The sequence below is a fragment of the Amycolatopsis sp. NPDC004747 genome (genome assembly GCF_053601335.1).
In genome coordinates, this window is record NZ_JBSGBQ010000011.1 from 23,807 (window position 1) to 40,267 (window position 16,461).

The 16,461-nt window shown below is 71.6% G+C and carries 17 protein-coding genes; 3 read left to right on the forward strand and 14 right to left on the reverse strand.

Annotated elements, in window-relative coordinates; translation table 11 throughout:
* Positions 1-9: 9 nt before the first annotated feature.
* Genes ACWEGE_RS19135 through ACWEGE_RS19160 form a run of 6 tightly spaced genes read right to left on the reverse strand, consistent with a single transcriptional unit; the run spans position 10 to position 4,279 of the window.
* Positions 10-948 (reverse strand): ROK family protein, encoded by a 939-nt coding sequence (locus ACWEGE_RS19135; protein WP_043783421.1) that lies wholly within the window; start codon positions 946-948, stop codon positions 10-12.
* Between the two features lie 15 nt (positions 949-963).
* Entirely contained in the window at positions 964-1,473 is a 510-nt protein-coding gene (locus ACWEGE_RS19140; protein WP_449661785.1) for a hypothetical protein, read from the reverse strand.
* Positions 1,470-2,597 (reverse strand): ArsA family ATPase, encoded by a 1,128-nt coding sequence (locus ACWEGE_RS19145; protein WP_449661786.1) that lies wholly within the window; start codon positions 2,595-2,597, stop codon positions 1,470-1,472. The genes ACWEGE_RS19140 and ACWEGE_RS19145 overlap by 4 nt, the downstream gene beginning before the upstream one ends.
* A gap of 3 nt (positions 2,598-2,600) precedes the next feature.
* The gene (locus tag ACWEGE_RS19150; protein WP_206792154.1) at positions 2,601-3,035 is read right to left on the reverse strand and encodes an SRPBCC family protein; all 435 of its coding nucleotides are present in this window, start codon (positions 3,033-3,035) and stop codon (positions 2,601-2,603) included.
* Positions 3,036-3,062: 27 nt separating this feature from the next.
* A complete protein-coding gene (locus tag ACWEGE_RS19155) occupies positions 3,063-3,857 on the reverse strand; it encodes a metallophosphoesterase family protein (RefSeq protein WP_449661787.1) in 795 nt (264 codons plus the stop codon).
* A gap of 11 nt (positions 3,858-3,868) precedes the next feature.
* Positions 3,869-4,279, reverse strand: coding sequence for a polyketide cyclase / dehydrase and lipid transport (locus ACWEGE_RS19160; RefSeq protein WP_176175955.1), 411 nt, complete (start codon positions 4,277-4,279; stop codon positions 3,869-3,871).
* A gap of 127 nt (positions 4,280-4,406) precedes the next feature.
* Between ACWEGE_RS19160 and ACWEGE_RS19165 the strand changes: the two genes are divergently transcribed.
* Positions 4,407-6,203 carry an AMP-dependent synthetase/ligase gene (locus ACWEGE_RS19165; protein ID WP_449661788.1) on the forward strand — a complete coding sequence of 599 codons (1,797 nt, stop codon included), beginning with the start codon at positions 4,407-4,409 and terminating at the stop codon, positions 6,201-6,203.
* 57 nt (positions 6,204-6,260) lie between these two features.
* Here ACWEGE_RS19165 and ACWEGE_RS19170 read toward each other — a convergent pair whose 3' ends face one another.
* The 5 genes from ACWEGE_RS19170 to ACWEGE_RS19190 are packed head-to-tail and all read right to left on the reverse strand — an operon-like array spanning position 6,261 to position 11,127.
* Positions 6,261-6,605 (reverse strand): antibiotic biosynthesis monooxygenase family protein, encoded by a 345-nt coding sequence (locus ACWEGE_RS19170; protein ID WP_449661789.1) that lies wholly within the window; start codon positions 6,603-6,605, stop codon positions 6,261-6,263.
* Between the two features lie 44 nt (positions 6,606-6,649).
* Positions 6,650-8,014 (reverse strand): GH1 family beta-glucosidase, encoded by a 1,365-nt coding sequence (locus ACWEGE_RS19175; protein ID WP_449661790.1) that lies wholly within the window; start codon positions 8,012-8,014, stop codon positions 6,650-6,652.
* 18 nt (positions 8,015-8,032) lie between these two features.
* Positions 8,033-8,917, reverse strand: coding sequence for a carbohydrate ABC transporter permease (locus ACWEGE_RS19180; protein ID WP_449661791.1), 885 nt, complete (start codon positions 8,915-8,917; stop codon positions 8,033-8,035).
* A 9-nt stretch (positions 8,918-8,926) separates the two neighbouring features.
* Positions 8,927-9,847, reverse strand: coding sequence for a carbohydrate ABC transporter permease (locus ACWEGE_RS19185; protein WP_449661792.1), 921 nt, complete (start codon positions 9,845-9,847; stop codon positions 8,927-8,929).
* Positions 9,847-11,127: an ABC transporter substrate-binding protein gene (locus ACWEGE_RS19190; protein ID WP_449661793.1), complete on the reverse strand. Its 1,281-nt coding sequence runs from the start codon at positions 11,125-11,127 to the stop codon at positions 9,847-9,849. Before ACWEGE_RS19190 ends, ACWEGE_RS19185 begins: the two co-directional genes overlap by 1 nt.
* 162 nt (positions 11,128-11,289) lie before the next feature.
* Between ACWEGE_RS19190 and ACWEGE_RS19195 the strand changes: the two genes are divergently transcribed.
* Positions 11,290-12,333 carry a LacI family DNA-binding transcriptional regulator gene (locus ACWEGE_RS19195; protein ID WP_449661794.1) on the forward strand — a complete coding sequence of 348 codons (1,044 nt, stop codon included), beginning with the start codon at positions 11,290-11,292 and terminating at the stop codon, positions 12,331-12,333.
* 42 nt (positions 12,334-12,375) lie between these two features.
* On the opposite strand, the gene ACWEGE_RS19200 is transcribed toward ACWEGE_RS19195, so the two are convergent.
* The 3 genes from ACWEGE_RS19200 to ACWEGE_RS19210 all read right to left on the reverse strand — a co-directional run bounded on the left by ACWEGE_RS19200 (position 12,376) and on the right by ACWEGE_RS19210 (position 15,882).
* Positions 12,376-13,482 (reverse strand): FAD-dependent oxidoreductase, encoded by a 1,107-nt coding sequence (locus ACWEGE_RS19200; protein ID WP_449661795.1) that lies wholly within the window; start codon positions 13,480-13,482, stop codon positions 12,376-12,378.
* Positions 13,483-13,546: 64 nt separating this feature from the next.
* Positions 13,547-14,524 (reverse strand): ferritin-like domain-containing protein, encoded by a 978-nt coding sequence (locus tag ACWEGE_RS19205; protein ID WP_449662019.1) that lies wholly within the window; start codon positions 14,522-14,524, stop codon positions 13,547-13,549.
* Positions 14,525-14,640: 116 nt separating this feature from the next.
* Positions 14,641-15,882 (reverse strand): aminotransferase class I/II-fold pyridoxal phosphate-dependent enzyme, encoded by a 1,242-nt coding sequence (locus ACWEGE_RS19210; RefSeq protein WP_449661796.1) that lies wholly within the window; start codon positions 15,880-15,882, stop codon positions 14,641-14,643.
* A gap of 63 nt (positions 15,883-15,945) precedes the next feature.
* On the opposite strand from ACWEGE_RS19210, the gene ACWEGE_RS19215 reads away from it, so the two are divergent.
* Complete coding sequence (locus ACWEGE_RS19215; protein ID WP_449661797.1) at positions 15,946-16,425, forward strand: hypothetical protein; 480 nt, start codon at positions 15,946-15,948, stop codon at positions 16,423-16,425.
* The last annotated feature ends 36 nt before the right edge of the window (positions 16,426-16,461 follow it).

Here is a 16,461-nt window from a genome sequence, read left to right on the forward strand (position 1 = left end):
CCCACCGCGTCAGACCGGGGTCTTCGCCGCCTCCAGGGCCAGCGCCGCCGCGCCCACGATCGCCGTGTCGTCACCCAGGTGGGCCGTCCGGATCCTCGCCAGCGGCCGGTGGCGGGCGCCCGTGATCGCTCCCGCGTAGTGCTCGCGGGCTTCGTCCAAGAACAGCGGCGCCGACTCCGACACTCCCCCGCCGATCACGATGATCTCCGGGTCGAACACGTCCGCGACCAGGGCCAACCCCTCGCCGAGCCACTTGGCCAGCTCCGCCATCGCCAGCTGGGCGATCGGGTCCCCGTCGCGCGCCGCGCCCGCCACCCGGCGGCCCGTCACCGAACCCGGGTCGCCCGCCACCTGCGGGGCCAGCACCGTCGACCGGCCCGGGTGGCGGGCCAGCAGCTCCACCGCCGTCGCCGCCAGCGCCGTTCCGCTGCAGTACCGCTCCCAGCAGCCGTACTTGCCGCACGGGCACGGGCGGCCGCCGCGGACCACCGTCAGGTGGCCCAGCTCCGGTGCCACGCCGTACGCGCCTCGATAGAGCTTTCCGTCCAGCAGGAGACCCGCCCCGATGCCCGTGCCCAGTGCCACCAGCGCCGCCACCTGGGCGCCGCGGGCCGCGCCGAAGCGGTGCTCGCCCACGATCGCCGAATTGACGTCGTGCTCCAGCAGCACCGGCAGGCCGACGCGCTTCTCGATCCGGTCCGCCACCGGCGCGCCGCGCCAGGCCAGGTGGGGCGCGAACATCACCGAACGGCGGTCACGCGCCACGAAGCCCGCCACCGCCAGCCCTACCCCGGCCACGTCGTGGCGGTTGCGCAGGTCCTCGACCACGCCCGCGATGGCGTCCTCGAGCGCGCCTTCTTCGGTCGGCGTCGCGACGCGTGCCGTGTCGAGCAGGGAGCCGCGTTCGTCCACCACGCCGGCCCGGATGCTCGTCCCGCCGACGTCCACCCCTATCGTCCGCACTCAGCTCTCCCACTCGTCGCGCCGGCGGACCGCGATGTGCTGCACCCGCGGCGAGGGCCGCGGGTCCGCCGGCCGCGGCGCGGGCCGGAACCCGGGCATGTGCACGCCCTCCTCCGGCTCCCAGCGGTCCGCCAGCACCGCGCGCAGCAGGGCGACCAGCTGCGCGAGCTGCTCGACCAGCCGCGCGACCAGCTCCGGCCGTTCACCCCGCACCACCGCGACGATCGCACACAGTGGACACCAGCCGCACGCCGAACCGTCCGGCTTCGCCTCCTCAGGGCGACCGTGAGCACCGGGGGCTCCGCCACCCGGACCCCCCGAAAAGAAGCTGCTGCAACCACCGGGGCTCCGCCCCGGGCCGGGGGCTTCGCCACCCGGACCCCCCGCAAAGAAGCTGCCGTGCCCGGCCGCAAGCACGCCCTCCAGCCACGGCGCCGCCTTGTCCGCGACCAGCTCCGCGAGCAGCCGGATCTCCTCCGCCAGCCGCGGCCCGTGTTCGGTTTCGCTCACCCGCGTCCCCGGTTCCCGGCCAGGTGCACGACCAGGCCGTCGGCGTCGGATTCCGCGCCGGTGATCCGGCACGGCCGCAGCGGCTCCGGCAGGGCGATGAGCCTGCGGAAGCCGTCCACGGTGATCGCCAGGTCGTCGTCGACGCGGGCGAGGTCGACCTCGGCGTCCCGCCCGAGCGGGATCGCGACGCGCAGCGTGTACCCGCCGGGAGCGGGCCGCACACGCAGCAGCGGGGTGACGGGCGCGCCGTTGCCCGCCAGGGGGTCCTGGCCGCGGTAGAGCTCGTCGGCGATCTCCAGCAGCGCCGGCAGCCCGACCGGCTCGACGGCCCGGTGCTCGACCCGGGCCACCGGCGCGATCCCGGCCGCGGCGAGCTCGGCGAGCACGGCGTCCTGCTGGGTCCGCCGCGTCCGCAGCCACGACGCGGCGCCGCCGCGCCAGATGCCGGGTGCGGGCATCAGCCGGTTGGCGATCACGCCGTCGACGGCGATGCCGCGCAGGGCCAGGGAGCTGAGCGTGCGCCGCGCCTCGGCCACGACCACCCGCTCCGGCGTCAGGACCAGCCGGACCGTCGTCACCGCCGGGTCGGTGAGCAGGGCGCGCAGGCCGTCGAGGTGGGTGCCGAGGCGGCGCACGGAGTCGGTGACGCGGCGCCCGAAAACGCGGGCCAGGTAGCCGGAGACGGCCTCGGGCAGGGCCAGCAGCCGCAGCGTCTCGGCCGTCGGGCCGCAGTCGACGACGACGGCCTCCCACGGCCCGTCCTCGGCCAGCCGCCGGACCTCGGTGAGGGCGAGCAGCTCGTCGACGCCGGGCAGCACGGTCAGCTCTTCGGCGTCCAGCGTGTCGAGCCCCGCTCCGGCCAGCACCGAGCGCAGCTCACCACGCAGCCCTTCCCAGGTGGCGTCCACCAGGGTGCGCGAATCGACCTGCACACCCGAGAGCAGAGCGTCCACTTCGGACGGTTCGGCGCCGAGGGGCCGCGCGAAGGCGTCGCCCAGCGAATGCGCCGGGTCGGTGGACACGACGAGGGTCTTCCTGCCGCGGGCGGCGAGGGCGGCGCCGGTGGCCGCGGCCAGCGTGGTCTTCCCGACACCCCCCTTGCCGGTGCACAGCAGGATCCGCACGGGCTAGCCCTCGGCCCGCTTCTTGAGCTCCTTCAGCGCGGTGTCCATGACCATCTTCTCGGCCTTGCGGCGCAGCAGGCCGATCATCGGCAGCGCCAGCTCGACCGACAGCGTGTAGGTGACGCGGGTCCGGCCGCCGAGGTCGGCCAGCGCGTAGCGGCCGTTCTGCGCCTTCTGCATCTGGCCCTTGACCAGGTGCCAGCTGACGCCGAGGCCGTCTTCGTCCCAGTCGTACTCGAGGGTGTAGACGTCCTTGATCGGGCCCGCGTCGAGGGTGAGCTTGACCTGCTTCGCCCGCCCGTCGGCGTCGGTGTCGAGGACCTCGGTCTGCCGGACGGCCTTGGCCCATTCCGGGTACGCGGGGAAGTCGGCGATCACGGCCATCACCCGGCTGGGCTCGGCGTCGACCTCGATGGACTGTGTGGACTGCTCGGCCATGGGTCGAAGCGTAGCCGCCGCGGTTGGTCACCAGCGCAGCACGTAGGGCTGCCCGGTCTCCTTGAAGTGACCCACGTTACGGCACTCGGTCAGGCCGACCCGGGCGCGCGCGGCCAGGGGCTGGTGCACGTGGCCGAACACCGACCAGCGCGGCCGCTGCGCCCGGATCAGCTCCAGCAGCGCCGTCGAGCCGATCTCGCTGCGGCGCGCGACGACGTCGTAGGTCAGCTCCGGCAGGGCGGGCGGGCCGTGCGTGCAGAGGACGTCGATGTCGGTGAGCGCGGCCACGCTCCCGTCGTAGTCCTCGCGATCCCGCAGGTAGGGGCGCCACGCGGCGCCTTTACGCGGCCGCGGGACGACGCCGTCGGGCAGCAGCGCGCCGCCGACGAACCCGAACCGCAGGCCGCCGATCTCGGCCACCTCGCCGTCGAGCACCCGGACGCCCTCGCCGGTGAACTCCGGCCACAGCGCCGGGGTGTCGACGTTTCCGGGCGTGGCGTACGTGGGCGCGGTCATCGCCGCGAACAGCGTCGCGTACTGGGCGCGGATGGCCTCGTCGACCGCGGAGCCCGGGTCGTCGAGGGTCGCCCAGAGCGTGCGCGAAAAGGCAACGGTTTCGTCACGGGTGCCCTCGCGGCGCAGGCGGGCGAACTCGCCGACCTTCTCCGCGCCGAACAGGGCGCCCATGATGCCCTTTTCGTAGTCGTGGTAGTCGACGAAGTCGATCAGGTCGCCGAGCACGACCAGTGCGTCCGCCCCGTCGCCGGCGCGCTTGAGCGCATCGGCATTGCCGTGCACGTCCGAGACGACGTGTACCCGCACCCGTGCTCCCCCTACTCCTCGCCGCGCGGAGGGACGCCGGGCTCGCGCCCGTCCTCCAGGATCTCCTTGAGCCCGAGCGCGATCGCCTTGGCCGCGCGGGCCCGCCGGTCGAACTCCCGGCGCAGGTCGCGTGGCGCCAGTTCCCGGGGCGCCCCGGCCGCGTCAGCGGGCGTCGCCCGCAGGAAGTAGTGCAGCAGGGTGCCGTCGAGCACCGGCTCGAGCCAGACCTCCATCGTACCGACGAGCGCGCCCCGCACGGTCCAGCGCAGGCCCTTGTCCCCCCGGTCGGTGTAGACCTCGAGGACCAGGTCGGGCCAGTAGCGCCGCCAGGAGGCCGGCTCGGCGAAGACCGCGGCCACGGTGGCGGGCGGAACGGCGAGGAACGTCTCGTCGACGATGTCGAGGGAGGGTGGCGCGTTCACGTGCGAAGAATGTCACGGCCTCGCCTCGCGGCGGCGATCAGCATGGTCTTAAGGTGCTCACCACGCTAAGTTGACTGGCGGGTAACAGCGGTGTCACCTGCCGCACGCAGTGAACACGGAGGTCCACGTGCGCGAATACAGCGCTCCCGCCGGCAAGCCGGTGGCCGACGACGAAAACATGTCCGACGTCGTCTGGGCGAACGCCGAGCGGTTCTCCGACGTGGTGAGCTTCCGCCGCCAGGTCGAGGGCAGCTGGCTGGACGTGACCGCCAAGGAGTTCGCGGCCGAGGTGCTGGCCGTGGCCAAGGGCATGGCCAAGGCCGGGATCGCCCGCGGCGACCGCGTCGCGATCATGTCGAAGACCCGCTACGAGTGGACGCTGATCGACTTCGCGATCTGGGCGGCGGGCGCGGTGACCGTCCCGATCTACGACACGTCCTCCCCGGAACAGGTGCACTGGATCCTCTCCGACTCGGCCGCGAAGGGCGTCTTCGTCGAGACGAACGCCCACGCCGGCGCGGTCGAGGAGATCCGGGACCGGCTCACCGACCTGCAGAACACCTGGCAGATCGAGGGCGACTCCCCCGCCGTCGAGGAGCTCGCCGCGCTGGGCGCTTCGCTGTCGGACGACGAGCTGCACGACCGCCGCCGCGAGGTGTCCGCGGACGAGCTCGCCACCATCGTCTACACCTCGGGCACCACCGGCCGCCCCAAGGGCGTCGAGCTGACCCACCGCAACCTGCTGGCCGAGATCCGCGCCGACATCGAGGCGTTCCCGCAGCTGATGGAGCAGGGCAACTCGCTGCTGTGCTTCCTGCCGCTGGCGCACGTGCTGGCCCGCGCGATCGCCGTGACGGCGCTGACCGCCCGCGTCACCCTCGGGCACACCCCGGACGTCAAGAACCTGGTCGCCGACCTGGGCACGTTTCGGCCGACGTTCGTCGTCGCCGTGCCGCGCGTGTTCGAGAAGGTCTACAACTCGGCGAAGCAGAAGGCCCACAGCGAGGGCAAGGGCAAGATCTTCGACATCGCCGAGGCCACCGCGGTCGCCTACAGCGAAGCGCAGGACAACGGCGGCGCCGGGCTCGTGCTTAAGCTGCAGCACCTGGTGTTCGACAAGCTGGTCTACGGCAAGCTGCGCGCGGCCCTCGGCGGCCGCTGCGTCGCCGCGGTCTCGGGCGGCGCCCCGCTCGGTGCGCGGCTGGCGCACTTCTTCCGCGGCATCGGCGTCCCGGTGTTCGAGGGCTACGGCCTCACCGAGACGTCCGCGGCGGCGAACGTCAACACGCAGACGGCGTTCCGCGTGGGCACGGTCGGCAAGCCGGTCAACGGCACGTCGGTCCGCATCGCCGACGACGGCGAGGTCATGCTCAAGGGCGACGTCGTGTTCCGGGCGTACTACAACAACCCGCAGGCCACCAAGGAAGCGCTCACCGACGGCTGGTTCCACACCGGCGACCTCGGCGAGCTCGACGCGGACGGGTTCCTGAAGATCACCGGCCGCAAGAAGGAGATCATCGTGACCGCGGGCGGCAAGAACGTCGCCCCGTCCGGCCTCGAGGACACGATCAAGGCGTCCCCGCTGGTCAGCCAGGCCATGGTGGTCGGCGACCAGCGCCCGTTCATCGCGGCGCTGGTGACGGTGGACGAGGAGTACTTCCCGTCCTGGAAGTCCCAGCACGGCAAGCCCGCCTCGGCCACGGTCGCCGACCTGGCCACCGACCCCGACCTGGTCGCGGAGATCCAGGCCGCGGTGGACGAGGCGAACAAGTCGGTGTCCAAGGCCGAGGCGATCAAGAAGTTCACCGTGCTGGCGAACGACTTCACCGAAGCGGGCGGTGAGATCACGCCGAGCCTGAAGCTGAAGCGCAACGTGGTCTCGAAGAACTACGCGAACGACATCGAAGGCCTGTACAAGAAGTAAGCGCCCCAAGGCGGCCTTGGGTGCGTCTCACGCACCGAGGGCCACATTGGGGCGCTTTCAGCCTCGGGTGAAGCCGCTGCTGCGCTCCACCTTCGCCACGTGCAGCGTGTAGCTCTCGTACCACTCCGCGCGGCCCCGCTGCCGGGCCGCGCGGTGCTCGGCGTCGCCCCGCCACCGCGCGAGCGCTTCGGCGTCGCGGAAGTACCCGACGGTGATGCCCAGGCCGCCGGGGGTCTGGGCGTGGTCCATGCCCAGGTACCCGGGGACCTGCTGGACCAGCTCCGCCATCCGGGCGGCGGTCTCGGGGTAGCCGGCCTGCTCGCCGGTGCGCACCGAGGTGAAGACGGCCACGTAGTAGGGCGGCTCGAAGGCTTCGGCCGGGGCTGCCGGGTGATCGCTCATGACGTCACCGTAGAGCGGGCGGCCCCGGCCCTCCAACGGCTTTCTCAGGGGGTCCGCTCGGCGGCGATGAAGTCGCGGTACCAGCGGTAGCTCGACCGCGGGGTGCGCGCCTGCGTCTCGTAGTCGACGTGGACCAGCCCGAAGCGGTGCTTGTACCCGTGCGCCCACTCGAAGTTGTCCAGCAGCGACCAGCAGAAGTACCCGCGCAGGTCCACCCCGGCCGCGGCCGCCGCGCGGGCCGCCTCGATGTGCTCGCTCAAGAAGCTGATGCGCTCGTAGTCCGCGAAATCGCTCCGGTCCGCGTACACGCACCCGTTCTCCGTGACGTACACCGGCGGCAGCCCCGGGTAGCGGTTGTGCAGGCCGACCAGCGCTTCGGTGAGGCCCTCCGGCTCGACCGGCCAGCCCATCCCGGTCCGCGGGACGTCCGGGAGGCGGGTGGTGTCCACCCCGATGTCCGTGACCGTCCGCGCGGCCGGGTCCGGCTCGCGGTGGGGCGCGTCCGCGACGTGCAGGCGGTAGTAGTAGTTCACGCCCAGGTAGTCCAGGGGCGCCCCGATGATCTCCAGGTCGTCGTCCTGGCGGAACGAGAAGTCCGAGACGCCGTCGAACATCGCCGCCAGGCCCGGTGCGTACCGGCCGCCGAACAGCGGGTCGGTGAACTGGCGGCGCAACAGGGTGTCCTGCCGCGCGGCCGCGGCGGTGTCGGCGGCCGAAGACGTCACCGGCACCGACGGCGACTGGTTGAGGACGATGCCGAACTGGTGCGGCAAGGCCGCCCGCTCGCACATCGCCCGGACCGCCAGCCCGTGGCCCAGCAGCAGGTGGTGGGCGGCCGCCAGCGCGCCGTGTCCCTCCCGCGCCCCCGGCGCGTGGCGGCCTTCGCCGTAGCCCGCCACCGCGCACGGGTACGGCTCGTTGAGCGTCGTCCAGAAGTCGACGAGGTCGCCGAGTTCCTCGTGCACCAGGGCCGCGTACTCGGCGAACCGGTACGCCGTGTCCCGCGAGCGCCAGCCGCCGTCGTCCTCCAGCGCCTGGGGAAGGTCCCAGTGGTAGAGCGTCAGGAACGGCTCGATCCCCCGCTCCCGCAGCCCTTCCACCAGCCGCCGGTAGAAGGCCAGGCCCCGGCGTTCCGGGGCGCCCCGGCCGGACGGCTGGATCCGCGGCCAGGACACCGAGAACCGGTAGGAGTCGACACCCAGTTCGGCGAGCAGGTCGAGGTCGGCAGGCCAGCGGTGGTAGTGGTCGGCCGCCGGTTCGCCGGTGTGGCCGCCGGCCACCGCGCCGGGGACCGCCGCGAAGGTGTCCCAGATGGACGGTCCGCGGCCGTCGGCGGTCGTGGCGCCTTCGATCTGGAACGCCGAGGTCGCGACGCCCCAGCGGAAAGCGGGCGGGAAACTGGAAGTCACGGTGAGCTCCGGGGAGGGTCAGCCCTTGAGCGCGCCCTGCATGATGCCGCCGACGATCTGGCGGCCGAACAGCAGGAACACGAGCAGGACGGGGACGGTGCCGATGGTGGCGGCGGTGAGCACGAGCGTGTAGTCGGTGGTGTAGCCGCTGGCCAGGGTGGACAGTGCGGTTTGGACGGTCGGGTTCTCCGGCACCAGCACCACCAGCGGCCAGAAGAAGTCGTTCCAGGCCTGCATGAAGGTGAACAGCCCGAGCACCGCCGCGGCCGGGCGGGCGGCGGGCAGGGCCACGTGCCAGAACAGCCGCAGTGACCCGCAGCCGTCCATCCGCCCGGCCTCCAGCAGCTCCAGCGGCAGCGCGCGCTCGAAGTACTGGCGCATGAAGAACACGCCGAACGCGGTGACCAGGCCGGGCACGATCACCGCCTGCAGCTGCCCGGCCCACCCGAAGTCGGCCATCATCATGTACAGCGGCACCACGCCGAGCTCGGTCGGGATCGCCTGGGTGGCGATCACGACCAGCAGCAGGAACGTCCGCCCGCGGAAGCGCAGCTTGGCGAAGGCGAACCCGGCCAGCGTCGAGAACAGCACGACCGACACGGTGATCGTGCCCGCGACGATCAGCGAGTTGCCCAGCGCCAGCGCGAAGTCCGTCTCGTCGAAGACCCGGGCGATGTTCTCGAACAGGTGCCCGCCGGGAACGAGCACCGGCGGCACGCTCCCGACCGCCTCCGTCGTCTGCGAGGAGACGACGAACGACCAGTACACCGGGAACGCCGAGCCGGCCAGGATCGCGATCAGCGCGGCGTAGGTCCACGGGCTCGCGACCCGGCGCGCGATGCGCCGGGCCCGCCCGGGGGCCGCCGGCGGCGCGGGCGCGGCCGGGGTCAGCACGGTGGTCATGTCCGCTCCTCAGTCCGTTTGGATGCGCCGGGTGACCAGGTACGACAGCCCCGCGACGAGCATCGTGGCCACGGCCAGGATCAGCGCGATCGCCGAGCTGTAGCCGAAGTCGTACTTGGCGAAACCCTGTTCGTAGAGGTAGAGCGCGGCGGTCTGGAACTGCCGGTCCGATCCCCCGGTGGCGGCCGCCGTGCCCGGGTTGAACAGCAGCGGCTCGGCGAGCAGGCGCATGTTGCCTGTTGTCGCGATCACCGTGGAGAAGATGATCTGCGGCCGCAGCAGCGGCACGGTGATCCGCCAGAACTGCTGCCACCCCTTGGCGCCGTCGAGGGTGGCGGCTTCGTACATGCTCGACGGGATCGCCTGCATCGACGCCAGGAAGATCAGGGCGTGGTAGCCGGTCCAGCGCCACACCACCATCGCCGCGATGGCGGTGTGCGAGCTGGCCGTGCCGGCCTGCCAGTCGACCTGCCCGGCGCCGAACCAGCTCAGCACCCAGTTGACCAGCCCGAAGTCCCGGCCGAACAGCTGGGCGAAGATGATCGTCACCGCCGCCACCGAGGTGATGTTCGGCAGGATCATCCCCATCCGGAAGAACATCCGCCCGCGCAGCCGCCGGTTGAGCAGGTGCGCGATGCCGAGCGCGAACAGGATCTGCGGGATCGTGGTCAGCAGCCACAGGCTGAGCGTGTTCCCCATCGCGTTCCAGAAGTACGGGTCGTGGAACAGCAGCTGCTCGTAGTTGCCGAAGCCGATGAACTGCGCGCCTTCGGCGTCGATGAGGTTCCGCTTCTGCAGCGACACGAACGCCGTGTACAGCAGCGGGAACAACCCGAAGACGCCGAAGATGAGGAAGTACGGGCTGATGAAGCCGAACGGCGACAGCTTGACGTCCCACTTCTGCCGCCGCTCGGCGAAGGTGAGCGCCATTACTTGATCTTCGCGACGTCACCGACCAGCTGCTGCCACGCTGCCGCGCCGTCCTGCTTGCCCTGCTCGACGCGCTGCATGGCGTTGCCGAACTCGGTTTGCACGTCGCCGGCCTTCGGGCCCTGGTACTGCGGGTTCAGCTTCTTCGCCGCGTCGGTGAAGACCTTGCCCACGGGCGCGTTGTTGAAGAACGGGTTGGTGTAGCCGGTGATCTTCGGGTCGTCGTAGAGCGACGGCACCGACGGCAGCAGGCCCTTGCTGGTGAACACCTTCGCCTGCTGCTCGGGCGCGGTCAGCCAGGCGGCGAGCTCGGCGGCTTCCTTGGTGTGCTTGCCCTGCTTGGGCACGGTCAGGTACGAGCCGCCCCAGTTGCCACCGCCGCCGGGCACGGCCGCGACGTCCCACTTGCCGGAGGTGTCCGGCGCCTGGTCCTTGATCTTGGTCATCATCCACGCCGGGCAGGTCACGGTGGCGAACTGGCCCTGGGTGAAGCCGGTGTTCCACTGCGGGGTGCTGTAGAGCAGGCCGGCGCTCAGGTTCGCCTTGACCGCGTCGGCCACGAGGTCCCAGCCCTGGCGCAGCGCCGGGTTGCTGTCGACGATGAGCTTGTCGTTCTGGTCGTAGTAGCCCTGCGGTGCCTGGCCGACGATCGCGTTGAGCACGGTCGGGCCGCCGTCCATGAACTTGACGCCGTTCGGCGCCTTCGCCTGGAAGCGCTTGCCGGTCTCGAAGAACGCCTGCCAGGTGGGCCAGAGCGCGGAGACGGCGTCGCGGTCGGCGGGCAGCTGGGCCTGCTCGAACAGGTCGCGGCGGTAGCAGATGGCGAGGCCGCCGACGTCGGTGCCGTAGCCGATCTGCTGGCCGCCCTTGGCCAGCGATGCGGCCCACTTCCAGCCCAGCCAGCGGTCCTTGAGCTGGTCCCCGCCGACGGTGTTGAGGTCGACGAACTTGTCCGGCGTCGCCTTGAACTGGGCGACGTAACCGGTGTCGATGGCCTCGACGTCCGCGGCGCCGGCACCGGTGGCCAGGTGCGCGGCCAGATTCTTGTGGTGGTCGGAGTAGGCGGCGGTCCGCTCGGTGATCTCGATGTCCGGGTGCGCCGCCTGGTACTCCTTGATCAGGTCGGTGTAGCCGAAGTTGCCGAACAGGCCGAGGCTCAGCTTGACCTTGCCACCGGCGGCGCCGCTGTCCCCGCAGGCGCTCAGCGCGGTGAGCGCGACCAGGGTGGCACCCACCCCGGCGATCAGGCGGATCCGGCGGTTCCTCGTTTTCGGGCGCATGAGATCTCCGTTGTTCTACGGGCCGGTCGGGAAAACGCGGGTCCCATGAGAGCGCTCCCAACGCGTTGCCGTCAAGTAACGAAATGATAAAGTATGGCGGCGTTTACGCTGTCAGAGGTCATGTGCTACAGATGTAACCGGTTACAAGAACCGGAGGTCACCATGGTCACGGCCCGCGAAGTCGCGCAGCTCTGCGGGGTTTCCGTCGCCACCGTGTCGCGGGTGTTCAACCGCCCCGCCACGGTCAGCGCGGCGACGCGCGAACGCGTCGAACGCGTGGCGCGCGACCTCGATTTCTCGCCGAACGAGTCGGCGCGGGCGTTGTCGCGGCAGCAGTCGGCGATGGTCGGGCTCGTCTGGGACACCGACCACCGGCGGCCCGGCTGGCGGCACCCGTTCCTGCAGGACCTGTTGCTGGGCCTCAAATCCGCGTTGAGCTCGCACGGCTACCACCTGCTGCTGCTCGCGACGAGCGACGACGCCCGCGACCGCCACCCGGGCGTCTCGCTGGCCGACCCGATCGGCTACGTGAGCATGACCCGACGGCACCACCTGGCCGGGCTGGTGCTCATCGACAGCGGGACGGACGCCGACGCGTTCACCGCCTTCGCCCAGTCCGGGTTGCCGTGCGTCGCACTCGACGTCGCCCTGTCGGGGCCGCGGGCCACGCACGTGACGTCGGACAACGCCGGCGGCGCGGCGGAGGCCGTCCGGCACCTGGCGGCGCTGGGCCACCGCCGGATCGCGACGATCACCGGCCCCCGCGGCAACGCGCCCGCGGCCGCCCGCACCGAGGGCTACCGGCGCGGCCTGGCCGAAGCCGGGCTGCCGGTGAGCGAAGACCTCGTGGTCGGCGGCGACTTCTACCGCGAGAGCGGGTTCGTCGGCATGCGGCGGCTGCTGGCCCGCAAGGAGCCGCCGACGGCGGTGTTCGCGGCCAGCGACGAGATGGCGGTGGGTGCCCTGCTGGCGGCCCGCGCGGCCGGGCTGCGGGTGCCGGCGGACCTGGCCGTGGTGGGCTTCGACGACATCGAGGTGGCGTCCCTGGTCGACCCCGCGCTGACGACGGTGGCCCAGGACAAGCCGGGCTTCGGCACGGCGGCCGCGGGCGCGCTGCTGGCGATGCTCGAGAACGCGACCACCCCGGAACCGGTGCTGCTGCCCACGAAACTGGTGGTCCGCGACTCCTGCGGCGCCCGCTCGTGAGTGGAACGCGCGTTACCGCTCACGACGAGCCGCGGCAGGGCGCTAGGCGGTGATCTTCGCGTCCCAGTCGATGTGGTGCGAGTACAGCCAGCCGCTTTCCTCGCCGACGTCCACTCCCGCGCTCGCCTTCACCAGCTTCTCCACCCGCTCCCGCCGCAACCCCTCGTACGCGGCGAAGGCCGACACCGGGTCCGGCAGGTCGCGCAGGCACTGCGCCAGCACCACGCTGTCCTCCAGCGCCATCGACGCGCCCTGGCCCGCGGCCGGGGACGCGGCGTGGGCGGCGTCCCCGGTCAGGACCATCTCGGGGGTCGACCACACCCGGGTTTCCGGGACGTCGTAGGAGTGGCCGCCGAAGACTTCGTCGCCCGTGGCCGCGACGATGTCCGCGCAGGGCAACGGATCGCCGTCGAAGGCCGCGTGGGCGAAGTCGCGCCAGCCCGCCGGGGTGACCGCCGCGATCTCTTCGCGGGGCCGCTCGGTGTCGGGGATGCGGGCGAACCAGAACGTCGCGCCGTCCGGGGCCGTGGTGAACCCGAACGCCGCCCGGCTGCCGCGGGCCATCCGGTAGATCCCGGGCGCCGACGGCAGCCCCTCCGCCCGCGTGTAGCCGTACACGACGGTCAGCCCGGTGTAGCGGGGCTCGTCCGCGGCCGGGTCGATCAGCCGGCGGACCACCGACCGCAGGCCGTCCGCGCCGACCAGGACGTCTCCGGTCGCGGTGGTGCCGTCGGCGAACTCGGCCGTGATCCCGCCGTCGCCCGCCTTCGCGCCCACCAGCCGCTTGCCGCGTTCGAGCGGGACACCGCGGTGCGCGGCCTCGTCCTGCAGGACGCGGTAGAGCGTCGCGCGGGTCAGCGTGCGCGGCCCGTCGAGGCTTTCGGTGTCGAACTCGCGCCGCCCCACGGTTTCCCCCGTGGGGGCGACGAGCTCGACCCCGTACGCGGCGAACGAACTGTCGATCACCGGCCGGCCGGCGCCGATCGCCCGCAGGGCGTCCATGCCGTTGTGCATGATCGTGAGGAACGCGCCGATGTCGTCCCCACCCGCGGGGTAGGCCTCGTACACGACCGGCTCGTGCCCGGCGAGCTTCAGCGCCATCGCCGTCACCGTGCCCGAGATCCCGCCACCCGCGACCAGAACCCGCACTTCGCGCCCCCTCGACTCCGCGTGCCGCCGTCGTAGACGTTACCGTGACGGCGGCACGCGGCGCCTACTTCTCCTTCGCACCACTGGTGGCGATGTCGCCGTTCAGGCCGCGCGGGTAGAAGCCACCCGAAGACACCTTGTCCGGGTTGAGGTAGGCGATGTTGAGCACGCGCTCGGCGGACCGGCCGAACGCGATCCCGTTGGCGTCGGCCGGAACGAGGTTCGCCTTGTTGTCCTTGATGACGCCTTCGTCGTCGTCGCCCTTGCCGTCGAGGCTGTCGCGGGCGTCGGACATCTTGTTCGTGATGTCGCCGAGGCCGCGCTCGAACAGCTGGCCGCGCACGATGCCGGCGTGGTACGCCTCGACCGCGAGGATGCCCGCCGCCGCGTCGAGGAACGTCTTGTTGTTCACCAGCGGCGCCGCGCCCTTGTAGGCCGACACGCCGACGTCCTCGAACAGGTACGCGGCGAGCAGGAAGTTGTTCTCGCTGCCGAACGGGTCGAACGTCTGGCCCTGCTTGATCACGCCCGCGGCCTGCATGGCCGCGGTGAAGCTGTTCTGGAAGTCGATCTCCGGCTGGGCGACGGCCCCCTTGCCGAGCGCCTTGCGGAGGAAGTTGACGTGGGCGACCTCGTCGCCGGCGATCTCCTGGACGATCTGCTTGGTGTGCTCGCTCTTGAACTGCACGCCGTGGCCACCGGAGACCTTGCCGAGGTTGCCGATGCCGTTGACGTACTTCTCGTTCAGCCCGTAGCCGTAGGCGGCGAAGGAGTAGAGGTTCGCCTCGAGGTACTCGAGGTTCAGCGCGAAGTTCAGCACCGCGGCGTCGCTCGCCGCCTCCTTCCCCTTGTCACCTCCCTGCGCACCGTACTGCTGCGTGGCACCTGCCGAGCCGAGACCCAGCGACAGCGCCGTGCCGAGCGCACCGGCACCCGCGACGCCGAGCCCCGCCGCTCCCGCAGCCTTGAGGAAGCGGCGGCGGTCGGTCGCGTTCTCCGCGCTGCGCTCGATCAGCTGCTCTGTGTAGCGTTTTCCGAACACCGGGGGACGTCCTCTCGTGACGAGTTCGTCCACCTCACCCACCGGTCATACGTACCTGGGCGTCCCCCGGCTCGGTCAAAACGGGAAAAATTTTGATCGACTTGCGTTTTCCCAGGTCAGCCGCGCTGGGCGACGGCGAGCCGGACGCACACGGCGAGCGCGCGGACGGCCTCTTCGACCTCTTCGAGCTTCGGGAAGGTCGGCGCGATCCGGATCACGGCGTCGGCCGGGTCGTTGCCGTGCGGGTGGGTCGCCCCGGCGGGGGTCAGCGCGACCCCGGCCTCCTTCGCCAGCCGCACGACCTCCTTCGCGGTGCCCTGCGGGACGGTCAGCGTGATGAAGTACCCGCCGGTCGGCTTGGTCCAGGACGCCAGGTCGGCCAGCTCCTCGGAGAGGATGCGGTCGACGGCCGCGAACTTCGGGCCGATGATCTCGGCGTGCTTGCGCATGTGGGCGCGGACGCCGGCCTCGTCCTTCAGGAAGTGCGCGTGGCGCAGCTGGTTGACCTTGTCCGGGCCGATGGTGCGCTTGCCGATGTTGCCGGTCCACCACGCGAGGTTCGCCTCGGACGCGCCGAAGAAGCCGACGCCGGCGCCGGCGAGGGTGATCTTCGAGGTGGAGCCGAAGACGAAGACGCGGTCGGCGTTGCCCGCCTCGGTGGCCAGGGCCAGCAGGTCGGCCAGCTCCGGCTCGTCGTCGGTGAGGTGGTGCACGGCGTAGGCGTTGTCCCAGAAGATCCGGAAGTCGCCGGCCGCGGTGCGCATGGTGGCCAGGCGCCGCACGACGTCGTCGCTGAAGGTGACCCCGGTCGGGTTGCTGTACTTCGGCACGCACCAGATGCCCTTGACGGCCGGGTCCTCGGCGACCAGCGTCTCGACGACGTCCATGTCGGGGCCCTCGTCGGTCATGTCGACCGGGACGAGCTCGATGCCGAAGCGTTCGGTGAGCGCGAAGTGGCGGTCGTAGCCCGGGACCGGGGCGAGGAACTTCACCTGCGGCTCGTCGGCCCAGCGGCGTTCGGCGCCGGGCAGCTTGCTCAGCAGGGCCTGGACGACGGCGTCGTGCATCAGCTCGAGGCTCGAGTTCCCGGCGGCGAGCAGCTGCCCGGCGGGCACCTGCAGCGCGGCGGCGAAGATGCGGCGCAGCTCGGGCAGGCCGTTGAGGCCGCCGTAGTTGCGGACGTCGGTGCCGTCCTCGGCCTTGAAGGTGCCGTCGCCCGGGAGGGCGAGCAGCGCGTTCGAAAGATCGAGCTGCTCGGGGGACGGCTTGCCGCGGGTGATGTCCAGGGAGAGGCCTCGGCCGACCAGGGCCGCGTAGTCGCTGCGGGCCGTGTCGACGTCGACGGAAGCAGTGGTCATGGCGTCAACGCTAAACCCGCCGTCGATACCATTTCGGGGCGGGTCCTGGCTAGGGTGGTTGGTGTGCATCTCGTCGTCCACGCCGACCAGCGCCAGTTCACCATCCGGGATTCTTCCCTCCGGCTGACGGGCAGCGGCTGGACTTCCGCGGCGGTGGAATCTCACCGGATCGGGGCAGAGCCGGGCGGTCTCGCGATCGCGACGGCGCGGTCGGACCTGGTCGAGTCCTCGGTGGAGCTGCTGCCGTCACCGCCGGCTGTGCTGGCCGACGCCGAGCACGTGGTGGAAGCGGATCTTCCGGTTCCGAGCGGGCGGTTGGTGATTTCCGGGCCGGCGGACTACCCGTCGCAGGAGAAGTACTTTTCGGTGCTGCCCGGGTTGTACCGGGCGCGGGTTTCGTACGTGCCCGCGGGACCGCCGGCGGTGGACTGGAACGACCACGAGTACGGGGAGCACTACCGGTACGTGGTGGAGCTGTGGCCGGCGCCGGAAGAGTCCGATGTGGAGGTGCTGCGCCAGGGAGCGGCGGTCTGGGACGGCTGAGCACCACTTCCCGGAACGGTGTGTCACTGTAGTGCC